The organism is Ruegeria sp. SATB027 (assembly GCF_059613825.1).
Genome location: NZ_JBXWTH010000093.1, coordinates 68,800 through 86,624, shown reverse-complemented (window position 1 = coordinate 86,624; position 17,825 = coordinate 68,800). Strand labels below are relative to the sequence as shown.

The following is a 17,825-nucleotide window of genomic DNA, read 5'->3' as shown; positions in this document are numbered from 1 at the left end:
CGGTTCGGGGCAAAGGTTTACGCGCGGCCGTAGGCCTCTGCAATGGCCACTTGCATGGCTTCTTCTGGCCCTCTGTTGCCCCAGGTCACCAATTGGATCGCGGGGTAGTACCGCTCGGCGCTCATGACGGCGGCATTGATCATCGTGTCGATCTGGTCAGCGCTGGCCGTTTGTCCGCCCGCAAGGACCAGACCATAGCGATAGACCATCAGCTTCTGGTTTGCCCAATAGGTAAACGCGCCTGCCCAGCACTGGTCGTTCATCTTGTTGAGCAGCTCATAGAGCTGCATTTCACGCTCGGCCGGTGGTTCCATTTCGAAGCTGCACACCATGCGCAGCGTTTCGTCATAGTTGGACCAGGCCAGCGTGATCGAGTAGGTGCGCCACTGCCCTTCAACGGCCATGGCAATCTGATCGTCCCCAATGCGATCAAAATCCCAGTCGTGATGTTCGGCCAGATGCTCAACAATGTCGATCGGATGAATGTCTTCTTCGAGATACTGCTCGGAAAGGGCCATAATGCCACCTCACTAATCTCTAGCATTTCGGGGCTGGCAGCGCCCCAGCGCTAGTTGCCTGCTCTACAAGCCGGGCTTCCCCCAAAGGCCTGTACTAAATATGGTGCGATGTGGCGTAAGTTCTGGCAACCCTAATTATTGGGGATAACAGCAATAAGTTGTGGACAGACGGCAACGGCGATCAAAATATTGGCGCCAGAGTCAGCTTTGTCTTGAATAAATTCTGCGACACGTCAGAATACACAGCACCGCACAATCCGGGCTGGATTGCGCGGCGGAATGCTTTGTCCGAAAATAGTGAAAACAGGGAACGCCGGGGCGTTATTTGTCCAGTTTCGCCTCGAGCGCGGCGATGCGGGCTTCGAGTGCCGCGTTTTCTTCGCGCGCCTTCTGAGCCATGGCGCGCACGGCGTCAAATTCTTCACGGGTGACGAAATCGCGGTCGGCCAGCCAGCGGTCGATCATCGACTTCATCGCGTTTTCAGCCTCTTCCCGCGCGCCCTGCGCCACGCCCATGGCGTTGGTCATCAACTGGGACACGTCATCCAGGATTTTGTTGCGGGTCTGCATATCTGTTCTCCGATCTCGCGGTTTACCTGTATATGGGCAAAGAATGGCGCGGGCTCAAGGTTGACTTGACCTGCAAACCCCGGGCAATGAGACGCACATGCAGGCTGTTCTGAATTTCCCCGATCTGTCGCCCGAACTGTTCTCGATCCCGCTGTTCGGGATGGAGTTCGCGTTAAGGTGGTATGCGCTGGCCTATATCGCGGGCATCCTGATCGCGTGGCGGCTGGCTGTTGTGGCGTTGCGCCGCCCGGCGCTCTGGCCTGCGGATGGCCCGCCGATGAAGCCCGAACAGCTGGAGGATCTGGTTACCTGGATCATTCTGGGCGTGATTCTGGGCGGGCGGCTGGGCTTTGTGCTGTTTTATCAGCCGGGTTATTACCTGTCGCACCCGCTGGAGATCGTGAAGGTCTGGCAAGGCGGCATGGCGTTTCATGGCGGCCTGCTGGGCGTAATCCTTGCGTCGTACCTGTTTGCACGACGGCACCGGATCCCTGCCCTGTCGCTGGGGGATCTGGTTGCCTACACCGTTCCGCCCGGATTGCTGCTGGGGCGGCTGGCCAATTTCGTCAACGCCGAGCTGTGGGGCCGCCCGAGTGAGCTGCCCTGGGCTGTCATCTTTCCTGGATATGCTGCGCAGGATTGCCCCGGCGTGGTCGCAGGCATGTGCGCCCGGCACCCGTCGCAGCTGTATGAGGCCGCGCTGGAGGGGGTGTTGCTTGGGGCGGTATTGCTGTGGCTGGTCTATCGGCGCGGCGGTTTTCGCACACCGGGCCTTGTCATGGGGACGTTTCTTGCGGGCTACGGCGCATCGCGCTTTATCGTCGAGTTCTTTCGCCAGCCGGACGCACAATTCGTATCGCCCGGCAATCCGCTGGGGCTGGCCTGGCATGTGGGCGGGTACGGGCTGACCATGGGGCAGTTCCTGTCGCTGCCGATGATCGCGCTTGGATTGTGGTTTGCCCTGCGCGCGCGGCGGCGGGCGGCATGAGCCTGACCGATCATCTGGTCGCCCGCATCCGGCAGGACGGACCCATGAGCGTGGCGGATTACATGGCTGAGTGCCTGCTGCATCCGACGCTGGGCTATTACACGACCCGTGATCCGCTGGGGGCTGCGGGGGATTTCACCACAGCGCCGGAAATCAGTCAGATGTTCGGAGAGCTGGTCGGGCTGTCTCTGGCGCAGAGCTGGATGGATCAGGGACGGCCTGCACCGTTTACCCTGTGTGAGCTGGGGCCGGGGCGCGGTACCCTGATGGCCGATATTCTGCGCGCTACACGAACGATTCCCGGATTTCACAAGGCGGCGCAGGTAGTTCTGGTCGAAGCATCGCCTGTATTGAAACAGGTGCAGGCTGAAACCCTGAACGAATACGAGGCGGCCTGGATCGACATGATCGCCGACCTGCCCGACCAGCCGCTGTTGCTGGTTGCCAACGAGTTCTTTGATGCCCTGCCCATCCGCCAGTTTCAGCGTGACGGTACGGGCTGGCGCGAGCGTCTGGTGGGCGAGCGCGACGGTGGGTTGACGTTCGGACTGGGCGCGATCGGGCCGCAGGTGGCGTTGAATGACAGGCTGTCGGACACCAAGGACGGTGATCTGGTCGAACTGTGTGCTGCTGCGATTCCCGTTTTGACCGTGATCGCAGGGCGGGTCGCCAGCCATGGCGGCGCGGCATTGATTGTGGATTATGGCGACTGGCATTCGCTGGGCGATACCTTGCAGGCTCTGCAAAACCACGAACATTCCGATCCTCTGGCATCGCCCGGTCAGGCCGATTTGACCGCGCATGTGGATTTTGAGCCTTTGGCCGTTGCAACCCGCGCCTGTGGGTGCAGGCATACACGCTTGACACCGCAGGGCGTCTTCCTTGAACGGCTGGGGATCACCGCACGCGCGCAAGCCCTGTCCAAGGCACTGAGCGGTTCCGAGCTGGATGCGCTGATTGCCGCGCATCGGCGGTTGACGCATCCTGATGAAATGGGAAATCTGTTCAAGGTGATGGGCCTTTTCCCGGCCTATGCAGCCCCACCACCAGGATTGGAACCATGACGCTGGAAATTCTGACCTCGGATCTGCTGTCGCCATTTCGCCATGGGTTCTTTACCCGTCGCGGCGGCGCGTCTTCAGGAATTTTCAGCGGGTTGAACTGCGGTCAGGGGTCCTCGGATCAAACCGAGATTGTCGCGCTGAACCGGCGGCGGGTGGCCGACGCGATGGAGGTGGACCCCGAGGCAATGGTCGCGGTGCATCAGGTTCATTCCCCAACGGTTCTGACAGTCCAAGCCCCGGTTGACGGTGAAAAGCCCAAAGCGGACGCCATTGTCACAGCAACACCCGGTCTGGCCCTGACGATCCTGACGGCCGATTGCCAGCCGGTTCTGTTCGCCGATCCCGACGCGCATGTGATCGGTGCGGCCCATGCCGGGTGGCGCGGCGCGCTGGACGGTGTTCTGGAAGCGACGCTGGACGCGATGGAGGCGCTGGGAGCCGACCGCAGCAATATCTGCGCCGTGATCGGACCCAGTATTTCCCAGCGCGCTTACGAGGTGGGGCCGGAGTTTCTGGACGCGTTCCTGGCGGATTCGCCGGACAACAGCCGCTTTTTTGCCAATGGTGAAAGTGACCGCCTGCAATTTGATCTGCCCGCCTTCGGGTTGCACCGGCTGCGGCAGGCGGGAATCGGACAGGCCGAGTGGACCCGACACTGCACATATTCCGACCCTGACAGGTTCTATTCCTATCGCCGGTCAACGCACGCGAACGAGGTCGATTACGGGCGGTTGATTTCCGTCATAAGATTGTGATCTTCGTCCAGATTTAGGTGCCCTGCCACTTTTCCGCCACATTTGTTGTGTTGATTGGGCATCAGAATCGTAACGAGTTTTTGCCAGTAATCAGATCGGAATCTGACGTTCGAAAATCGGGCGCTGGCGTGTTGAGTGGGAGGTCCGTCTGACTTCATTTTTCTGTCCGCAAATCATCCCGGATAAGCCTTATCCCTGCCGCAAACCCGCGTCACAAAAGGTTTACAGAGGATGTGGGGAAATACACCCCGTTCAGAGCAGGACCAAAAAATGAAGACCAAATCACGCTTTCTGAAAGCCATGGTCGCGGCCACTCGGGACCAGAACCTGGAAATGCCGTGGAAGCGGGTAACAAGCAATTCTGTCAGGGTCGCCAGTCGCATCGCGGCACGACGCTGAGACAGAAAACCCAGAGACCAAGCTGCCGGTCTCATCTGGGTCAACGCGTATCAGGTTTGCTCCGGCCTGATGTATCGCGCGTCACGAGCGAGGGGTTCGTGACTTTTTAGGAGTTGTGTGTGTGCGGGCAATTTCGCCCGTGAAGTACGAGTTTGTCTGGGGGGTCAATGTGTTGACCATTGGAAAGCGAGATTTAGTCGCGTTGCGGGACCGTACCGGTCACCGCCCGAGGGTCACCCATTTGTTTCAAGGCAAAGAACCAGTTCGCCGGGCGGGTCTGTACGGGGGTACGCCGCGCCTGACCGAACATTTTGAGGGGACGGAATATTAATGACTATTCCTAATTCACTGGCCCGCGCGGCCAGAAATGCTATCGAAACGTCTGTTATGCTGCGGGACGCGCCGCGGCCGGTTTCCAAGCCAAAAGCCCAGCTGCGCCGCTATGAGGTCAGCAGCCTGTTGAAGAACGGAGATGTGGTTCAGACCCGCCACATCGCGCCTGCCCTGCCGATGTTTGAAGACGCGTTTTGCGCCTTCACACGTGGATCTTTGGTAGAAACGGAACATGGACCGATGGCAATCGAGGATCTGATGCCGGGGGATACGGTCCTGACGCAGGATGGCGCATCGGAAACCGTGCTATGGAAGGGATCTGTCACGTTGATCCCCGGACGCGCGGATTCACGTGGCCGGACGCGACCGCTGACGCGGATCATGGCGGATACGTTCGGGATGCAAAAGCCAATGTCGGGTGTCATTGCCGGCCCGGCGGCGCGAATCGTGGGAACACCTGCGCATTTGCGGCACCTGCATGGGGGGCAGCCGATTCTTACACCCGTGTCCGAATTTCAGGACGGGATGGGTGTCATTGAAACAATGCCGCCTACCCCCGTTGAACTGTTTCACATTTGTTTAAAACGCCATTCCGTTATTCGCGTAGATGGATTACAGTTCGAAACATATCATCCAGGTGTGAATGCGGTTCGCATGATCAGCCACTCGCTTCGGTCGATCTATCTGAACCTGTTCGCGCATATCGAGTCGCTGAACGATTTCGGCCCGCTGCTGATGCCGCGCGCCGGAGATGGTGAGATCGACGCGATGACGGCCTGAGCATGATTGTGATTACTGCATTATGGGGGGCATCATGCAGCTGGTAATAAGTTGGGTTCTATCCCTTGCGGTGGCAGCACTGTTGCCACCAATCACCGCGCAACCAAAACGTGTTGGCGTTACGCCGTCCGGTTCATACGTTCTTCCAGAACGTCGAACGGTACGCCTGGCTCGTCTTTTGCGCCGCGAATAACGAGCGATGTCTTGACGCTGGCCACGTTTGGCGTGGTCAGCAACTCGCCCGTCAGAAACTGCTGAAAGCTGCTCAGGTCAGGTGCGACGCATTTCAGGATGAAGTCCACTTCGCCGTTCAGCATGTGGCATTCGCGGACCAATGGCCATTCGCGGCAGCGGCCTTCGAACGCGCGCAGTTCGACTTCGGCCTGGCTGTCCAGACCGACCATGGCAAATACCTGAACCTCGAACCCCAACTCGCGCGAGTTGACCTCGGCGTGATAGCCGGTGATGAAGCCGGATTCTTCGAGTGTGCGCACCCGGCGCAGACAGGGCGGGGCCGAGATTCCGACCCGTTTTGCCAGCTCGACATTGGTCATACGACCGTCCGCCTGCAGTTCCGCCAGAATCTTGCGATCAATATCATCCAGCCGAGTCGTGACCATCAAATGCTCCTGATTTTTTCGGTTCTTATATCAGCACCCCACACGCGCGCAATAATGTTTCGCAGATGCGCAATTTTCTTTGTTTCCTTTTCGCCTTCTCCCCTAAAACCCAGGGCACCCCTGCCCGAGGGGGCCTGAACAGTAAGGGGCTTTAAGCCGGGCCGGTCGGTCGCTATATCGGGGCGACGGGCCGCGGGCCCAATTCAGGCAATTCGAGCGGGGGCACCATGGCCGACACAAGACACACCAAGGTTCTGATCATCGGGTCGGGGCCCGCAGGATACACCGCAGGCGTATATGCAAGCCGCGCCATGCTGGAACCCATTCTCGTACAGGGCATCGAACCCGGTGGTCAGCTGACAACGACCACCGAAGTCGAAAACTGGCCCGGCGACACCGAGGTGCAGGGCCCGGACCTGATGGTGCGGATGCAGGACCATGCCAAGGCCATGGGATGTGAGGTGATCGGCGACATCATCAGCGATCTGGACCTCAGCAAGAGCCCCTTCACCGCCAAGGGCGACAGCGGCACCACATACACGGCGGACGCCGTCATTCTGGCCACCGGCGCGCGTGCGAAATGGCTGGGTCTGCCGTCGGAAGAGAAGTTCAAGGGCTTTGGCGTCTCGGCTTGCGCCACCTGTGACGGGTTCTTCTATCGCGGGCAGGAAATCGTGGTGATTGGCGGTGGCAACACAGCGGTGGAAGAGGCCCTGTTCCTGACCAATTTCGCCAGCAAGGTGACCCTGATCCACCGCCGCGATGAGTTGCGGGCGGAAAAGATCCTTCAGGATCGCCTGTTGAAGAATGAAAAGATCGAACCGCTGTGGTTCCACCAGTTGGAAGAAGTGATCGGCACCGACGCGCCTTTGGGCGTTGAAGGTGTTCGGGTCAAACATGTCAAAACCGGCGAGATTACCGAGATCCCGTGCAAGGGCGTCTTTGTCGCCATCGGCCACGCCCCTGCGAACGAGTTGGTCAAGGACACGCTGGAAACCCATATGGGGGGCTATGTCGTCACCAAACCGGGCAGCACCGAAACCTCGATCCCCGGCGTATTCGCGGCAGGCGATCTGACCGACCATGTCTATCGTCAGGCAGTAACAAGCGCCGGGATGGGCTGTATGGCGGCACTGGATGCCGAACGGTTCCTGGCCGAACGGGACTGATACATGCTTGAATTCTCTGGCCCTGTCTGGAGAATTCTGTTTGCGTCGCAGGCAGCAGCCCCATTGCTGCCTGCCCGCGCGCCGGAGGGGCGCTTTCATCACTCCGGACAATTCGCGCTTTATGCCTCGCTCAGCGCCGAAGGCGCTTCGGTCGCCATCCGGCGCTACGTCTCGGGTGATGATCCCGACCGCGTGATACAAAGGTTTCAGGTGGAAAACGCGCAGTTGGTGGATTACCGCGGGCAGACGGCAGCGTCGGTGATCTGGCAGGATATTCGCGCGACGGGCATCCCTTCGCCCACATGGTCTTTTTCGGATAAAGCGCGGGCGCGGGGGGCGGACGGCTTGATCTACAGCTCGCGCTCGCGCCCTGACCTCAGCCATCTGGTGCTGTTTTGTGCGGACAAGATATCAATTCAATCCCAACACCCCGCGACCCACTGGCGGGCCTAGATTTACACCCGAAGCCTTGACCTGACCGCAAACGTCCTCGCAAAGTCCAACCAAGGCGAACAGCGATACAGGTGGTATTCTTGAAGAGCGCTTTGTGGCGTGGCGGTTGGGCAACCCGGCTTCGGATCGGCAGCGGGTTGGTTCTGTTTGCTTTCGCTTTCTTCCATTTCATCAACATCGGACTGGGCCTGTTTCACACCGATTATCTGCACGGGATGCAGGACGGTCGAACAGCGGTGACGCGGCACAGTTTTATGAGCCTGCTGCTTTATGCGGCGTTGTTCACACATGCCGGTCTGGCGCTAGCCTCGATCGCACAACGCCGGACCCTGCGCATGCCGTTCAGCACGGCGTTGCAGATTGTTCTGGGTCTGCTGATACCTTTGCAGCTGATCTCGCATGTCATTCAGACCCGGGTCGCGCACGAGATCTATGACGTCAACGACGAGATGGGGTACATCATCATCCTGATGTGGCCCAGTACCGTGATTTGGATGCAAAGCGCACTGTTGCTGATCGTCTGGGTGCATGGCTGTATCGGGCTGCATATGTGGTTACGGCTGACGAAATGGTGGTCCAGCGCCGTACCCTATCTGATCGGTATTGCCGTCTTCATCCCTATGTTCGCCTTGGCCGGTCTGCTGACCGAGGGCCGCCGCATTTGGTTGGAATTCGCTGATGAGTTTCTGCGGGAACAATATATCGAGCATTACAACTGGCCCTCGCCCGAGGCGTTCCAGACCATGTTCACCGTCAAGGATAATGCCCTTTTGGCGTTCTGGCTCGCCTTGGCGGCCACGGGTCTTGTGTATATCGGGCGCAAGCTGTGGCGGCGCAGGCATTCGGTGCGGGTAAGTTACAGCAACGGGCCTGAGGTGGATGCCGAAAAGGGCATGACCCTGCTTGAGATTTCGCAGGCACATAGTGTGCCCCATACGGCCTTGTGCGGCGGGAAGGGACGCTGCACTACATGCCGCGTCATCATCGAGGAAGGCGCCAACGCCCTGCCCCCGCCCGGCGATGTCGAGGCCCGCAGCCTGGCCGCTGTCGGCGCCTCACCGCAGACACGGCTGGCCTGTCAGATCCGCCCGACGGAACCGACCACCGTTTTCCGCGTTTTTCAACCGGATGGCGGGCGCGTTCGCGGGCATGCCAGTCAGGGGCAGGAACGGAAACTGGCCGTGCTGTTTCTGGACATGCGCGGATTTACCGCCCGCACGACGGGTCAGCTGCCCTATGATATCGTGTTCCTGCTGAACCGGTTCTTCGACGCCGTCGTACCTGCCATCACCAAGGACGGCGGTGTCGTGGACAAGTATATGGGAGACGGGTTGCTGGCGGTTTTCGAAAAACCCGATGCGGCCGCATCCGCCAGCGCGGGGTTGAAGGCTGCGATAGATATCAGCCATGCCCTCGACCGGTTCAACGAGCAGCTTGAGGCCGAAGGCAGCCCCGGCATTCGCATCGGAATGGGCTTACACCTTGGTGATCTGGTGCTGGGTGAGATTGGCGCGCAGGGACATGCCGCGAGAACGATCATCGGCGACGCCGTCAATGTGGCCAGCCGACTGGAAAGCGAAACCAAGGCCTTGGGGGTCGAGTTGCTGGTCTCGCAAGAGGTGTTGAAGGCTGCGGGTATGGACCTGCCGCCGGAGGGTATCCGGATGTTCCAGCTGCGCGGCGTTGCCGATCCGATTCCCGCCCTGCCAGTCACCCGCGCGTCCGGGCTTACGCCACACACGCGAAAACAGGAACAGTCATACCTTGCATGATCGGATTATCTACGCCCAGGGGAACCAGATCACCATTTTGATTTCAGAGTTGGAAATTCCTTCCAATCCGCGAGAAATCAGCGCATATCGTCCTTTGTTTCATTGACGCCAGTGGACTTCGCGCGACAGTCGGTGCAAATGCCCCGAAAACGCCCTTGAATCATTGGCAACACAACACTGCGATAAGAGTATTCAGATGACGATGTTAAGCAATCTGGCCCCCATTTCCGAACTTTATGTGTCGTATGACTCGGCCCAGAAACTGAAAGTCGAAGCCGCCGACCTGACCAGTTGGGATCTGAGCCCGCGCCAGATCTGTGATCTGGAGCTGCTGATGAACGGCGGTTTCAACCCGCTCAAAGGTTTCCTGAGCGAGGCCGATTACGACAATGTCGTCGAAAACATGCGTCTGGCTGATGGCACGCTGTGGCCGATGCCCATCACGCTGGACGTCAGCGAAGATTTTGCGGACAAGATCGAACTGGGTCAGGATATCGCGCTGCGCGATCAGGAAGGCGTGATTCTGGGCACCATGACGGTCACTGACCGCTGGACCCCGAACAAGGCCCGCGAGGCCGAGAAGGTTTTTGGTGCCGATGACGATGCCCACCCGGCTGTGAATTATCTGCACAATGTGGCGGGCAAGGTCTATCTGGGTGGCCCTGTCGTGGGTATCCAGCAGCCTGTTCACTATGACTTCCGCGGTCGCCGCGATACGCCGAACGAGCTGCGCGCCTATTTCCGCAAGCTGGGCTGGCGCCGGATCGTGGCCTTCCAAACCCGCAACCCCTTGCACCGTGCGCACCAGGAGCTGACCTTCCGCGCCGCCAAGGAAGCGCAGGCCAACCTGCTGATCCACCCGGTCGTCGGCATGACCAAGCCGGGCGATGTGGACCACTTTACCCGCGTGCGCTGCTATGAGGCGGTGCTGGACAAGTATCCCGCATCCACCACCTCGATGAGCCTGCTGAATCTGGCGATGCGCATGGCTGGCCCGCGCGAGGCGGTCTGGCACGGGCTGATCCGTGCCAACCATGGCTGCACCCATTTCATCGTGGGCCGCGATCACGCGGGCCCGGGCAAGAACTCGGCCGGTGAAGATTTCTATGGCCCCTATGACGCGCAGGACCTGTTCCGCCAGTTCCAGGACGAGATCGGCGTCGAGATGGTCGATTTCAAACACATGGTCTATGTGCAGGAACGCGCGCAATACGAGCCGAATGACGAGATTCTGGACAAGGACAATGTCACGATCCTGAACATCTCGGGCACCGAGCTGCGCCGCCGTCTGGCCGAGGGTCTGGAAATCCCCGAATGGTTCAGCTTTCCCGAAGTGGTGGCCGAGCTGCGCAAGACCAAGCCGCCACGCAGCCAGCAGGGCTTTACCGTGTTCTTCACCGGCTTCTCGGGCTCGGGCAAGTCCACCATCGCCAACGCGCTTATGGTCAAGCTGATGGAGATGGGGGGCCGTCCGGTCACGTTGCTGGATGGCGATATCGTGCGGAAAAACCTGTCATCCGAACTGGGTTTCTCGAAAGAGCATCGCGACCTGAACATCCGCCGGATCGGATATGTCGCATCCGAGATCACCAAGAACGGCGGCATCGCCATCTGCGCGCCGATCGCACCTTATGCCACCACGCGCCGCGCGGTACGCGAAGAGATCGAGCAGTTCGGTGCCTTCTGCGAAGTGCATGTCGCGACCACCATCGAAGAGTGTGAGCGGCGCGACCGCAAGGGTCTGTACAAGCTGGCCCGCGAAGGCAAGATCAAGGAATTCACCGGTATCTCGGACCCGTATGACGTGCCTCAGAACCCTGAATTGCGTGTCGAGACCGAGAATGTCGAGGTCGACAACTGCGCTCATCAGGTGCTGCTGAAGCTGGAAAGCATGGGCCTGATCGCAGCAGGCTGAACCAGATGAATGAAACACAGCGGCCTCCGGTTTTCGGGGGCCGTTTTTTGTTTTTATGGGCTGAGGCGTTCCGGGCAGTCCCTGGGGACGGGGACGGTTCGGCTACTGGGTGGCTTCTGGCAGATCAACCTGCCCGCGCATCAGGATATGCCCCTGACCGGCTACCTTGATTCCCGTCATCGCATCGGTGGGGCCAACGCGCGTGACAACGGCCTGGCCGGGGCGACCCATATCGTGCCCCTGTTCAGCAACGAAACTGTCTTTGGTCATCAGCCCGTATTTCCACAGATAAGCCGCCATGGCCCCGGTGGCAGACCCGGTAAACGGATCTTCGGGCGGGCTGGGCGGAGCCATGAGCAGGCGCGAGAACGTATCGCCCGCGTCGGTGGCCCCTTGGAGCGTCACGAGGAAAGGCTCGGCCATGTCCGAGCCGGAATACCCTGCCGTCGCAGCCACTTTGCACAGCGCGTCCTCGGACAGGCGGGCCGCGCGCAAAGCGTCATGATCGCGCAGAACGGTAATACAGAAGGGCAAGCCGGTTGAAACCATCCGGGGTGGCGAGATGATGGCTTCTTGCGGCAGGCTGATCGCCTTTGCCACCAGATCGGCAGGCACATGCGCACCAAATTGCGGGGCGACCTGCGTCATTTCAATCTGTTCGCCCTGCAATCCGATCGAAACGATGCCAGCGCCGGTTTCCAGCGTCAGGTTATCGCCGGAGATCATGCCGCGCGACCGCATCGCCGCTACGGTGGCAATCGTCGGATGACCGGCAAAGGGAATTTCACGGCTGGCCAGAAAATAACGGACGCGGATGTCGGCCACGTCGGACGGGCCGGTGAATGTGCATTCGACCAGAGAGGTTTCGCGCACATAGGCCATGCAGACCTCGGCCGAAAGACCCGCGCCGCCGTGGACCACGGCACAACCGTTGCCGCCAAATGCACGATTGGTGAAGGCGTCTACCCAGTCGAATTCAAACCAGCTCATGCAGTCGGCTCCGTTACAGGTTAAAAGCGGCAGTTTCGCCGATGCGCGTGTGTTGCGGGGAACGTTACAGCCCCACCGGGACAAAGGGGCCGTTCAGTGAACGGCCACAGGTGACAGGTCGTGCTGACGGGCCAGAACGAAGGCCAGCTTGCGGTCGGCCACAAGCGCCAGTTGCTGCCCATCGGAATCGTGCACGGCATAAAGGTGATCCAGATCACCTGCCTGATCGCGCAGATCACGCGGCAGATCGGCAACGTCGACTGTTTTCACATAGACGATACGATCGCCTTCGGTGTTGATTTCAATCGGTGTATTCATTGCTCTTACCCCTTCCGTATGTTGATTGTCTGAACCACGGTTTCCGGCACGGCGCGGGTCAGATCCACATGCAGCAGACCGTTTTCCATGATCGCCTCGCCCACCTCGACCCCGTCGGCCAGCACGAACATGCGCTGAAACTGACGCGCCGCGATACCACGGTGCAGGAAGATGCGCCCCTCGCTGTCGTCGCGCTGACGGCCCCGGATCACCAGTTGGCGATCCTCGATGGTGATCGACAGATCCTCTTCGGCGAACCCGGCCACCGCAAGGGTGATGCGGTAGGAAAAGTCCGAGGTCTGTTCGATGTTATAGGGCGGGTATCCTTCATTACCGGCCTTTGCAGACCGTTCCAGAAGGCGTTCCAGCTGCTCGAACCCCAAAAGATGCGGGTATGAGCCAAGAGTAAGTTTCGACACGTATTTTCGTCCTTTATTGTCAAAGCGACGTGGTGCGCGGTCCCGTTCCGGCAACCGCTTGTTATAGAATATGGGAAGAAAACAGGATGTCCACAAGGTCTGGCGCGATAACGTCTGACACACTATCTTGTTGGGCAAGCACCACAACAAGCCCGAGTCGCCAATGAACGCGCCCACCGACCTTTCGATGAAAACCGAAGAAGTTCTGCGGGTTGAGTTGGAGGTTTTTCGCCGCCAGCACCGCGATCTGGACGAGGCGATCGAGGCTTTGCAGGCCAAAGGCACCTCGGATCAGTTGACGATCAAACGGCTGAAAAAGCAGAAACTGCGCCTCAAAGACATAATCCGCCTGATCGAAGACCGCCTGACCCCCGATATCATCGCCTGAGGCGTGTGTACCGCATTGCCACATAAGCGGATTTGGCTATAGTGCGCGCTCTTTCCGAAGGCAGGGGCGTAAGCGGATGAGCGATGTGAAAGTGGGGATCATCATGGGCAGTCAGTCGGACTGGCCTACGATGAAAGAGGCCGCCGATATTCTGGATGAACTGGGTATCGCCTATGAGGCGCGCATCGTCTCGGCCCACCGTACGCCGGACCGCTTGTGGGACTACGGTAAAACTGCTGTATCACGGGGTCTGCAGGTGATCATCGCAGGCGCGGGTGGCGCTGCGCATTTGCCCGGCATGATGGCCTCGAAAACCCGCGTGCCGGTGATTGGTGTTCCGGTGCAGACCCGCGCGTTGTCAGGTGTGGATTCGCTTTATTCCATCGTGCAGATGCCCAAGGGCTTTCCCGTCGCGACGATGGCCATCGGTTCGGCCGGCGGGGCCAATGCGGGGCTGATGGCGGCGGGCATTCTGGCGCTACAGGATTCGGCCCTGGCGGATCGGCTGGATGCCTGGCGCGACGCACTGTCCGCCTCGATCCCGGAAGAACCTGAAGGATGAGCCGCATCGGCATCATCGGCACGGGTCACATAGCGGCACCAATCGCGCGGCTGATGGCCGCGAAAGGGCATGAGCTTCACGTCACCGAGCGCAATGCGCAGGTCTCCTCGGCCCTGCAGGCCGAGCTTGGGGTCGGCGTTGGCACCCCGCAAGAGGTGATTGACGCGTCCGATATCGTGTTCCTCTGCCTGCGTCCGCAGATTACGGCAGACGTTCTGGCCCCGCTGAATTTTCGCACAGATCAGCAGATCGTTTCGGTAATGGCAGCCGTGTCCGAGGTTCAGCTCGCCACGCTCTGCGCACCTGCATCAGATTTCGTGCAAACCATCCCGCTGGGGTTCCTGCAAACTGGCGGGTGCCCGTTGGCTGCTTATGGCAACGACCGCCTGCTGGCTGATCTGTTCGCGCCTGAAAACCCCGTTGTGAAAGTCACCGACGAGGCAGCGCTGAACGCTCATTTCGCCATTTGCGCCATGGTGCCGGGACTTCTGGACCTGTTGGCAACCGGGGCAGATTGGCTGGCCGATCAGACCGGTGACAAGGACGGGGCTGAATTCTATACCACGCAGCTTATGTCGGGCTTTCTTGCCGCCATGCACAAAGGGCAAGCGGGCCAGTTGGCGACCGAGCGTGACGCCCTTGCGACTGACGGCACGCTGAGCCTTCAGATGACAGATACCTTGCAGTCCGAGGGGGCGCATGATGCATTGCGCACCGCCCTGACCGCGATTGGCAAACGATTGGAGACTTGACGATGGCAGATATGCTCACCCCCGGTGCAACGATCGGGATTTTGGGCGGTGGCCAACTGGGCCGCATGCTGTCGGTCGCAGCAGCGCGGCTGGGGTTCAAGACCCATATCTTCGAGCCCGGCGCCAACCCGCCCGCCGGTCAGGTGGCAGACCGCGTTACAACCGCTGCCTATGACGATGAAGACGCGCTGAAGGCCTTTGCCGATACAGTGGACGTGATCACCTATGAGTTCGAAAACATCCCGACCGAAGCGCTGGATCTGCTGGAGGCACACCGCCCGATCCGCCCCGGTCGTGAGGCGCTGCGGGTCAGTCAGGACCGGCTGACCGAAAAGACGTTTCTGCAAGGGTTGGGGCTCAGTACCGCACCCTTCGCCGACATTACCGACCTGAACAGTCTGCGCGGCGCGATTGATGAGATCGGCACCCCCGCCATCCTGAAAACCCGTCGCTTTGGCTATGACGGCAAGGGTCAGGCCCGACTGCGCGCGCCCGAAGACGCCGAGACAGCCTTGGCCGACATGGCCGGTGCGCCATCCATACTGGAAGGGTTCGTGGACTTCAGCCATGAGGTCTCGGTCATCGCGGCGCGTGGTCTGGACGGTCAGGTTGCCTGCTTCGATCCGGGTGAGAATGTTCATCGCGACGGCATCCTGCACACAACCACGGTTCCGGCACGCCTGTCTCCGGCCCAGCGGACGGATGCGGTCTTGCTGGCGGCCAATATTCTGAATGCGCTGGATTATGTGGGCGTAATGGGGGTTGAGCTGTTCGTGACGCCGCAAGGTCTGATCGTCAACGAGATCGCACCGCGGGTGCATAACTCGGGCCACTGGACGCAGAATGGTTGCGCCGTGGATCAGTTCGAGCAACATATTCGCGCTGTCGCGGGCTGGCCGTTGGGCGACGGGCAGCGCCACTCGGATGTGGTGATGGAGAACCTGATTGGCGACGATATGGACCGTGTGCCCGAGCTGGCGCGCGAACGGGACGTCGCGCTGCATCTTTACGGCAAGGCCGAGGTCAAGGCCGGTCGCAAGATGGGACATTTCAACCGGATCATGCGGTAGAATATCGCGCTGCGGCGCGATGCCTTCGGCGAGAGTATTTGGAAAAAGGTGAAGCCGGTCTGGTTTCACCCCACAAAGCGCACCGCGATATCCCCTGACATATAGCTGAAGCGCCCGCCCGCCAATGTCGCGGCGACCCGGTGAGTGGTTGCATCAAGGATTACCAGATCGGCGCGTTTGCCCGCGGCAAGCGTGCCCCGGTCCTGCAAGTCCAGCACCCGCGCGGGGCCGGATGAGATCAGCGCCCAGGCCCCTGCGAGATCCAGCAGTCCGGTTTTGATCAGCATCAGCGCCGCGCGGCGTGGACTGGGATAATGGTAGTCCGAGGCCAGCGCATCACAGAGCCCCATCGCAATCAGCTCTACTGCGCTGGCATTGCCCTTATGCGAGCCGCCGCGGACCACATTGGGCGAGCCGAGAATGACGTGATCCCCAGCAGCGCGCGCGGCCTCGGCGGCTTCAAGTGTTTCGGGGAACTCGGCAATACGCACCCCTTGGCCGCGCCACCAGGTGCGCGCCTCGGCAGTTGCGTCATCGTGGCTGCCCAGACGCACGCCCATGTCCGCAAGGTCCGAACAGAGCGCTTCTAGCGCCGCCGGAACCTCAGCCTTGCGGGCGTGCATGTCGAGCAGCATCGCAAAATGCGCCTCTGGGTTGCGTCCGGCCTTCAATGCCTGCCCGGTCAGGCGCGGTGGTTTCTTGCCCTGTGCCAAACGATCATGCGGCAGGTGATCATTGAAGACCACGTATGGCACCTGCCAATCGGCGATGCGACGGGCCAGCCCGTCGTAATCCGCGAGCATATTGGTCTCGAACCGCAATTGCGGGATCAGATCGGTGACCGTGCTGCCCTTGACCGCTGCGATGGCCGCAAACACCTGCGCGGCAAAGTCCGGGCCGCGCACGCCGCCTTCCCAGCTGTAAAACTGCGCCAGAACGGCTGTGGTGATGCCGTTGGCGGCCAGTTCGGCCTCGACCGACAGAATGCCCTCATTCATCTGCTTCATCGCGCCGCGACGTGGGGCGATATGGCGTTCGAACCCATCGCCGTGCAAGTCGACAATACCTGGCAGAACAAGAAATCCGGTCAGGTCAATCCGCCGCCCGGTTGCGTCTTTCTGAATGACCCCACCTGCAATGGAAAGCTCCGCGCGTGACAGCCCTTTACCCGGCAACAGAACCTCGGCACCGGTCAATGTCAGATCCAATGTGGTCATTCTGATGGCTCCGCCCACGGTTCCGAGCAATTCTGCCCGATGCAGATCTCGTCTATTACGTCCATCACTCCGTCCAGCCAAGTGATCTGGGGATCAAACCGACCAAATTCGATGAAGTGCAGAGCCTGTGCCATGACCTGCGGGTTGTTCATCATGAAGGTGTGGGTCACCGGCAAGACGAGATGATCGGCCATGCCTTCGACTTTGGTGGATTCGACCGACACCTTGCCATCGTCAGGGCCGTCGATCAGAGATGAAAACACGAGGTTCAGGGACTGATCACCTGCGATGACCCCCAGTTCGAAATCCACGGGCGGCAGGCGGCTGGGAATACCATCCGGGCCCGTACCCAGTTGCAGTCCGGCCGGGCCGTTCAGGTATCCGAACACCTCCCACGCGCTGAGTTCATCGACCAGCTGGCTACCCTGATTGGGCGGCCCCAGCATGACGACACGGCCCATGTTTTCAGGGCTGTGGTCCTGTAACCAGTATCGCAACAGGATGCCACCCATGGAATGCGCAACGACATTGACGGTGTCACTGCCGCAGGCTGCAAATGCTTGCGGGATGGTTTGTTCGGCCAGTTCGGGGATACCGATTTCGGTCGATGGGTAACCGGGGCGCACGACGGAATAGCCATTCGCTTTGAACAGTTGCTCCATCACGCTGAATGACGCCTCGGTCCGGGCCAGACCGTGCAGCAGGACAACGCATTTCGCGCTGGCCACGGCGGGAAAAAGGCAACAAAGCAGGGCGATCAGAATTCTCATACA

Annotated in this window: 21 protein-coding genes; 13 read left to right on the top strand and 8 right to left on the bottom strand. The window is 60.1% G+C overall.

Annotation, left to right across the window (positions count from 1 at the left end):
* Positions 1-17: 17 nt before the first annotated feature.
* Complete coding sequence (locus AC2FPW_RS21455; RefSeq protein WP_209598027.1) at positions 18-518, bottom strand: type III secretion system chaperone family protein; 501 nt, start codon at positions 516-518, stop codon at positions 18-20.
* Between the two features lie 321 nt (positions 519-839).
* Positions 840-1,088, bottom strand: a complete 249-nt coding sequence (locus tag AC2FPW_RS21450) for an accessory factor UbiK family protein (RefSeq protein ID WP_050604795.1) — start codon at positions 1,086-1,088, stop codon at positions 840-842.
* A gap of 97 nt (positions 1,089-1,185) precedes the next feature.
* Here AC2FPW_RS21450 and lgt point away from each other — a divergent pair, with 97 nt between their 5' ends.
* From lgt to AC2FPW_RS21425, 5 genes are all read left to right on the top strand, one after another.
* On the top strand, positions 1,186-2,076 hold the full coding sequence (gene lgt, locus AC2FPW_RS21445; protein ID WP_480505931.1) for a prolipoprotein diacylglyceryl transferase: 891 nt from the start codon (positions 1,186-1,188) through the stop codon (positions 2,074-2,076).
* Positions 2,073-3,140, top strand: coding sequence for a class I SAM-dependent methyltransferase (locus tag AC2FPW_RS21440; protein WP_496815305.1), 1,068 nt, complete (start codon positions 2,073-2,075; stop codon positions 3,138-3,140). Before lgt ends, AC2FPW_RS21440 begins: the two co-directional genes overlap by 4 nt.
* Positions 3,137-3,895 (top strand): peptidoglycan editing factor PgeF, encoded by a 759-nt coding sequence (gene pgeF / locus AC2FPW_RS21435; RefSeq protein WP_267362960.1) that lies wholly within the window; start codon positions 3,137-3,139, stop codon positions 3,893-3,895. The genes AC2FPW_RS21440 and pgeF overlap by 4 nt, the downstream gene beginning before the upstream one ends.
* A 270-nt stretch (positions 3,896-4,165) precedes the next feature.
* The gene (locus tag AC2FPW_RS21430) at positions 4,166-4,294 is read left to right on the top strand and encodes a hypothetical protein (protein WP_496753552.1); all 129 of its coding nucleotides are present in this window, start codon (positions 4,166-4,168) and stop codon (positions 4,292-4,294) included.
* A 330-nt stretch (positions 4,295-4,624) separates the two neighbouring features.
* Positions 4,625-5,407, top strand: coding sequence for a Hint domain-containing protein (locus AC2FPW_RS21425; protein WP_267362963.1), 783 nt, complete (start codon positions 4,625-4,627; stop codon positions 5,405-5,407).
* A gap of 119 nt (positions 5,408-5,526) precedes the next feature.
* On the opposite strand, the gene AC2FPW_RS21420 is transcribed toward AC2FPW_RS21425, so the two are convergent.
* Positions 5,527-6,027 carry an Lrp/AsnC family transcriptional regulator gene (locus tag AC2FPW_RS21420; protein WP_209504770.1) on the bottom strand — a complete coding sequence of 167 codons (501 nt, stop codon included), beginning with the start codon at positions 6,025-6,027 and terminating at the stop codon, positions 5,527-5,529.
* A gap of 227 nt (positions 6,028-6,254) precedes the next feature.
* Between AC2FPW_RS21420 and trxB the strand changes: the two genes are divergently transcribed.
* From trxB to AC2FPW_RS21400, 4 genes are all read left to right on the top strand, one after another.
* Complete coding sequence (gene trxB / locus AC2FPW_RS21415) at positions 6,255-7,196, top strand: thioredoxin-disulfide reductase (protein ID WP_496815304.1); 942 nt, start codon at positions 6,255-6,257, stop codon at positions 7,194-7,196.
* A gap of 3 nt (positions 7,197-7,199) precedes the next feature.
* Positions 7,200-7,649 carry an RES family NAD+ phosphorylase gene (locus tag AC2FPW_RS21410; protein WP_496815303.1) on the top strand — a complete coding sequence of 150 codons (450 nt, stop codon included), beginning with the start codon at positions 7,200-7,202 and terminating at the stop codon, positions 7,647-7,649.
* 80 nt (positions 7,650-7,729) lie between these two features.
* Positions 7,730-9,421, top strand: coding sequence for an adenylate/guanylate cyclase domain-containing protein (locus AC2FPW_RS21405; protein ID WP_496815302.1), 1,692 nt, complete (start codon positions 7,730-7,732; stop codon positions 9,419-9,421).
* Positions 9,422-9,617: 196 nt separating this feature from the next.
* The gene (locus AC2FPW_RS21400; RefSeq protein ID WP_496815300.1) at positions 9,618-11,336 is read left to right on the top strand and encodes a bifunctional sulfate adenylyltransferase/adenylylsulfate kinase; all 1,719 of its coding nucleotides are present in this window, start codon (positions 9,618-9,620) and stop codon (positions 11,334-11,336) included.
* Positions 11,337-11,438: 102 nt separating this feature from the next.
* On the opposite strand, the gene AC2FPW_RS21395 is transcribed toward AC2FPW_RS21400, so the two are convergent.
* The 3 genes from AC2FPW_RS21395 to AC2FPW_RS21385 all read right to left on the bottom strand — a co-directional run bounded on the left by AC2FPW_RS21395 (position 11,439) and on the right by AC2FPW_RS21385 (position 13,063).
* Complete coding sequence (locus tag AC2FPW_RS21395; RefSeq protein WP_496815299.1) at positions 11,439-12,326, bottom strand: PhzF family phenazine biosynthesis protein; 888 nt, start codon at positions 12,324-12,326, stop codon at positions 11,439-11,441.
* A 93-nt stretch (positions 12,327-12,419) separates the two neighbouring features.
* Positions 12,420-12,644, bottom strand: coding sequence for a DUF1150 family protein (locus tag AC2FPW_RS21390; RefSeq protein WP_209504776.1), 225 nt, complete (start codon positions 12,642-12,644; stop codon positions 12,420-12,422).
* Between the two features lie 5 nt (positions 12,645-12,649).
* A complete protein-coding gene (locus AC2FPW_RS21385) occupies positions 12,650-13,063 on the bottom strand; it encodes an Hsp20 family protein (RefSeq protein ID WP_058275530.1) in 414 nt (137 codons plus the stop codon).
* Between the two features lie 163 nt (positions 13,064-13,226).
* Between AC2FPW_RS21385 and AC2FPW_RS21380 the strand changes: the two genes are divergently transcribed.
* From AC2FPW_RS21380 to AC2FPW_RS21365, 4 genes are all read left to right on the top strand, one after another.
* The gene (locus tag AC2FPW_RS21380; RefSeq protein WP_496815298.1) at positions 13,227-13,451 is read left to right on the top strand and encodes a YdcH family protein; all 225 of its coding nucleotides are present in this window, start codon (positions 13,227-13,229) and stop codon (positions 13,449-13,451) included.
* 76 nt (positions 13,452-13,527) lie between these two features.
* The gene (gene purE, locus AC2FPW_RS21375; RefSeq protein ID WP_480530381.1) at positions 13,528-14,013 is read left to right on the top strand and encodes a 5-(carboxyamino)imidazole ribonucleotide mutase; all 486 of its coding nucleotides are present in this window, start codon (positions 13,528-13,530) and stop codon (positions 14,011-14,013) included.
* Positions 14,010-14,765, top strand: a complete 756-nt coding sequence (locus tag AC2FPW_RS21370; protein ID WP_496815297.1) for an NAD(P)-binding domain-containing protein — start codon at positions 14,010-14,012, stop codon at positions 14,763-14,765. The genes purE and AC2FPW_RS21370 overlap by 4 nt, the downstream gene beginning before the upstream one ends.
* 2 nt (positions 14,766-14,767) lie before the next feature.
* Positions 14,768-15,835, top strand: a complete 1,068-nt coding sequence (locus AC2FPW_RS21365; protein ID WP_496815296.1) for a 5-(carboxyamino)imidazole ribonucleotide synthase — start codon at positions 14,768-14,770, stop codon at positions 15,833-15,835.
* A 65-nt stretch (positions 15,836-15,900) separates the two neighbouring features.
* On the opposite strand, the gene AC2FPW_RS21360 is transcribed toward AC2FPW_RS21365, so the two are convergent.
* Together AC2FPW_RS21360 and AC2FPW_RS21355 are read right to left on the bottom strand one after the other, a co-directional pair.
* Complete coding sequence (locus AC2FPW_RS21360; protein WP_496815295.1) at positions 15,901-17,052, bottom strand: alpha-D-ribose 1-methylphosphonate 5-triphosphate diphosphatase; 1,152 nt, start codon at positions 17,050-17,052, stop codon at positions 15,901-15,903.
* The gene (locus AC2FPW_RS21355; RefSeq protein WP_496815293.1) at positions 17,049-17,822 is read right to left on the bottom strand and encodes an alpha/beta fold hydrolase; all 774 of its coding nucleotides are present in this window, start codon (positions 17,820-17,822) and stop codon (positions 17,049-17,051) included. Before AC2FPW_RS21355 ends, AC2FPW_RS21360 begins: the two co-directional genes overlap by 4 nt.
* Between the last annotated feature and the right edge of the window lie 3 nt (positions 17,823-17,825).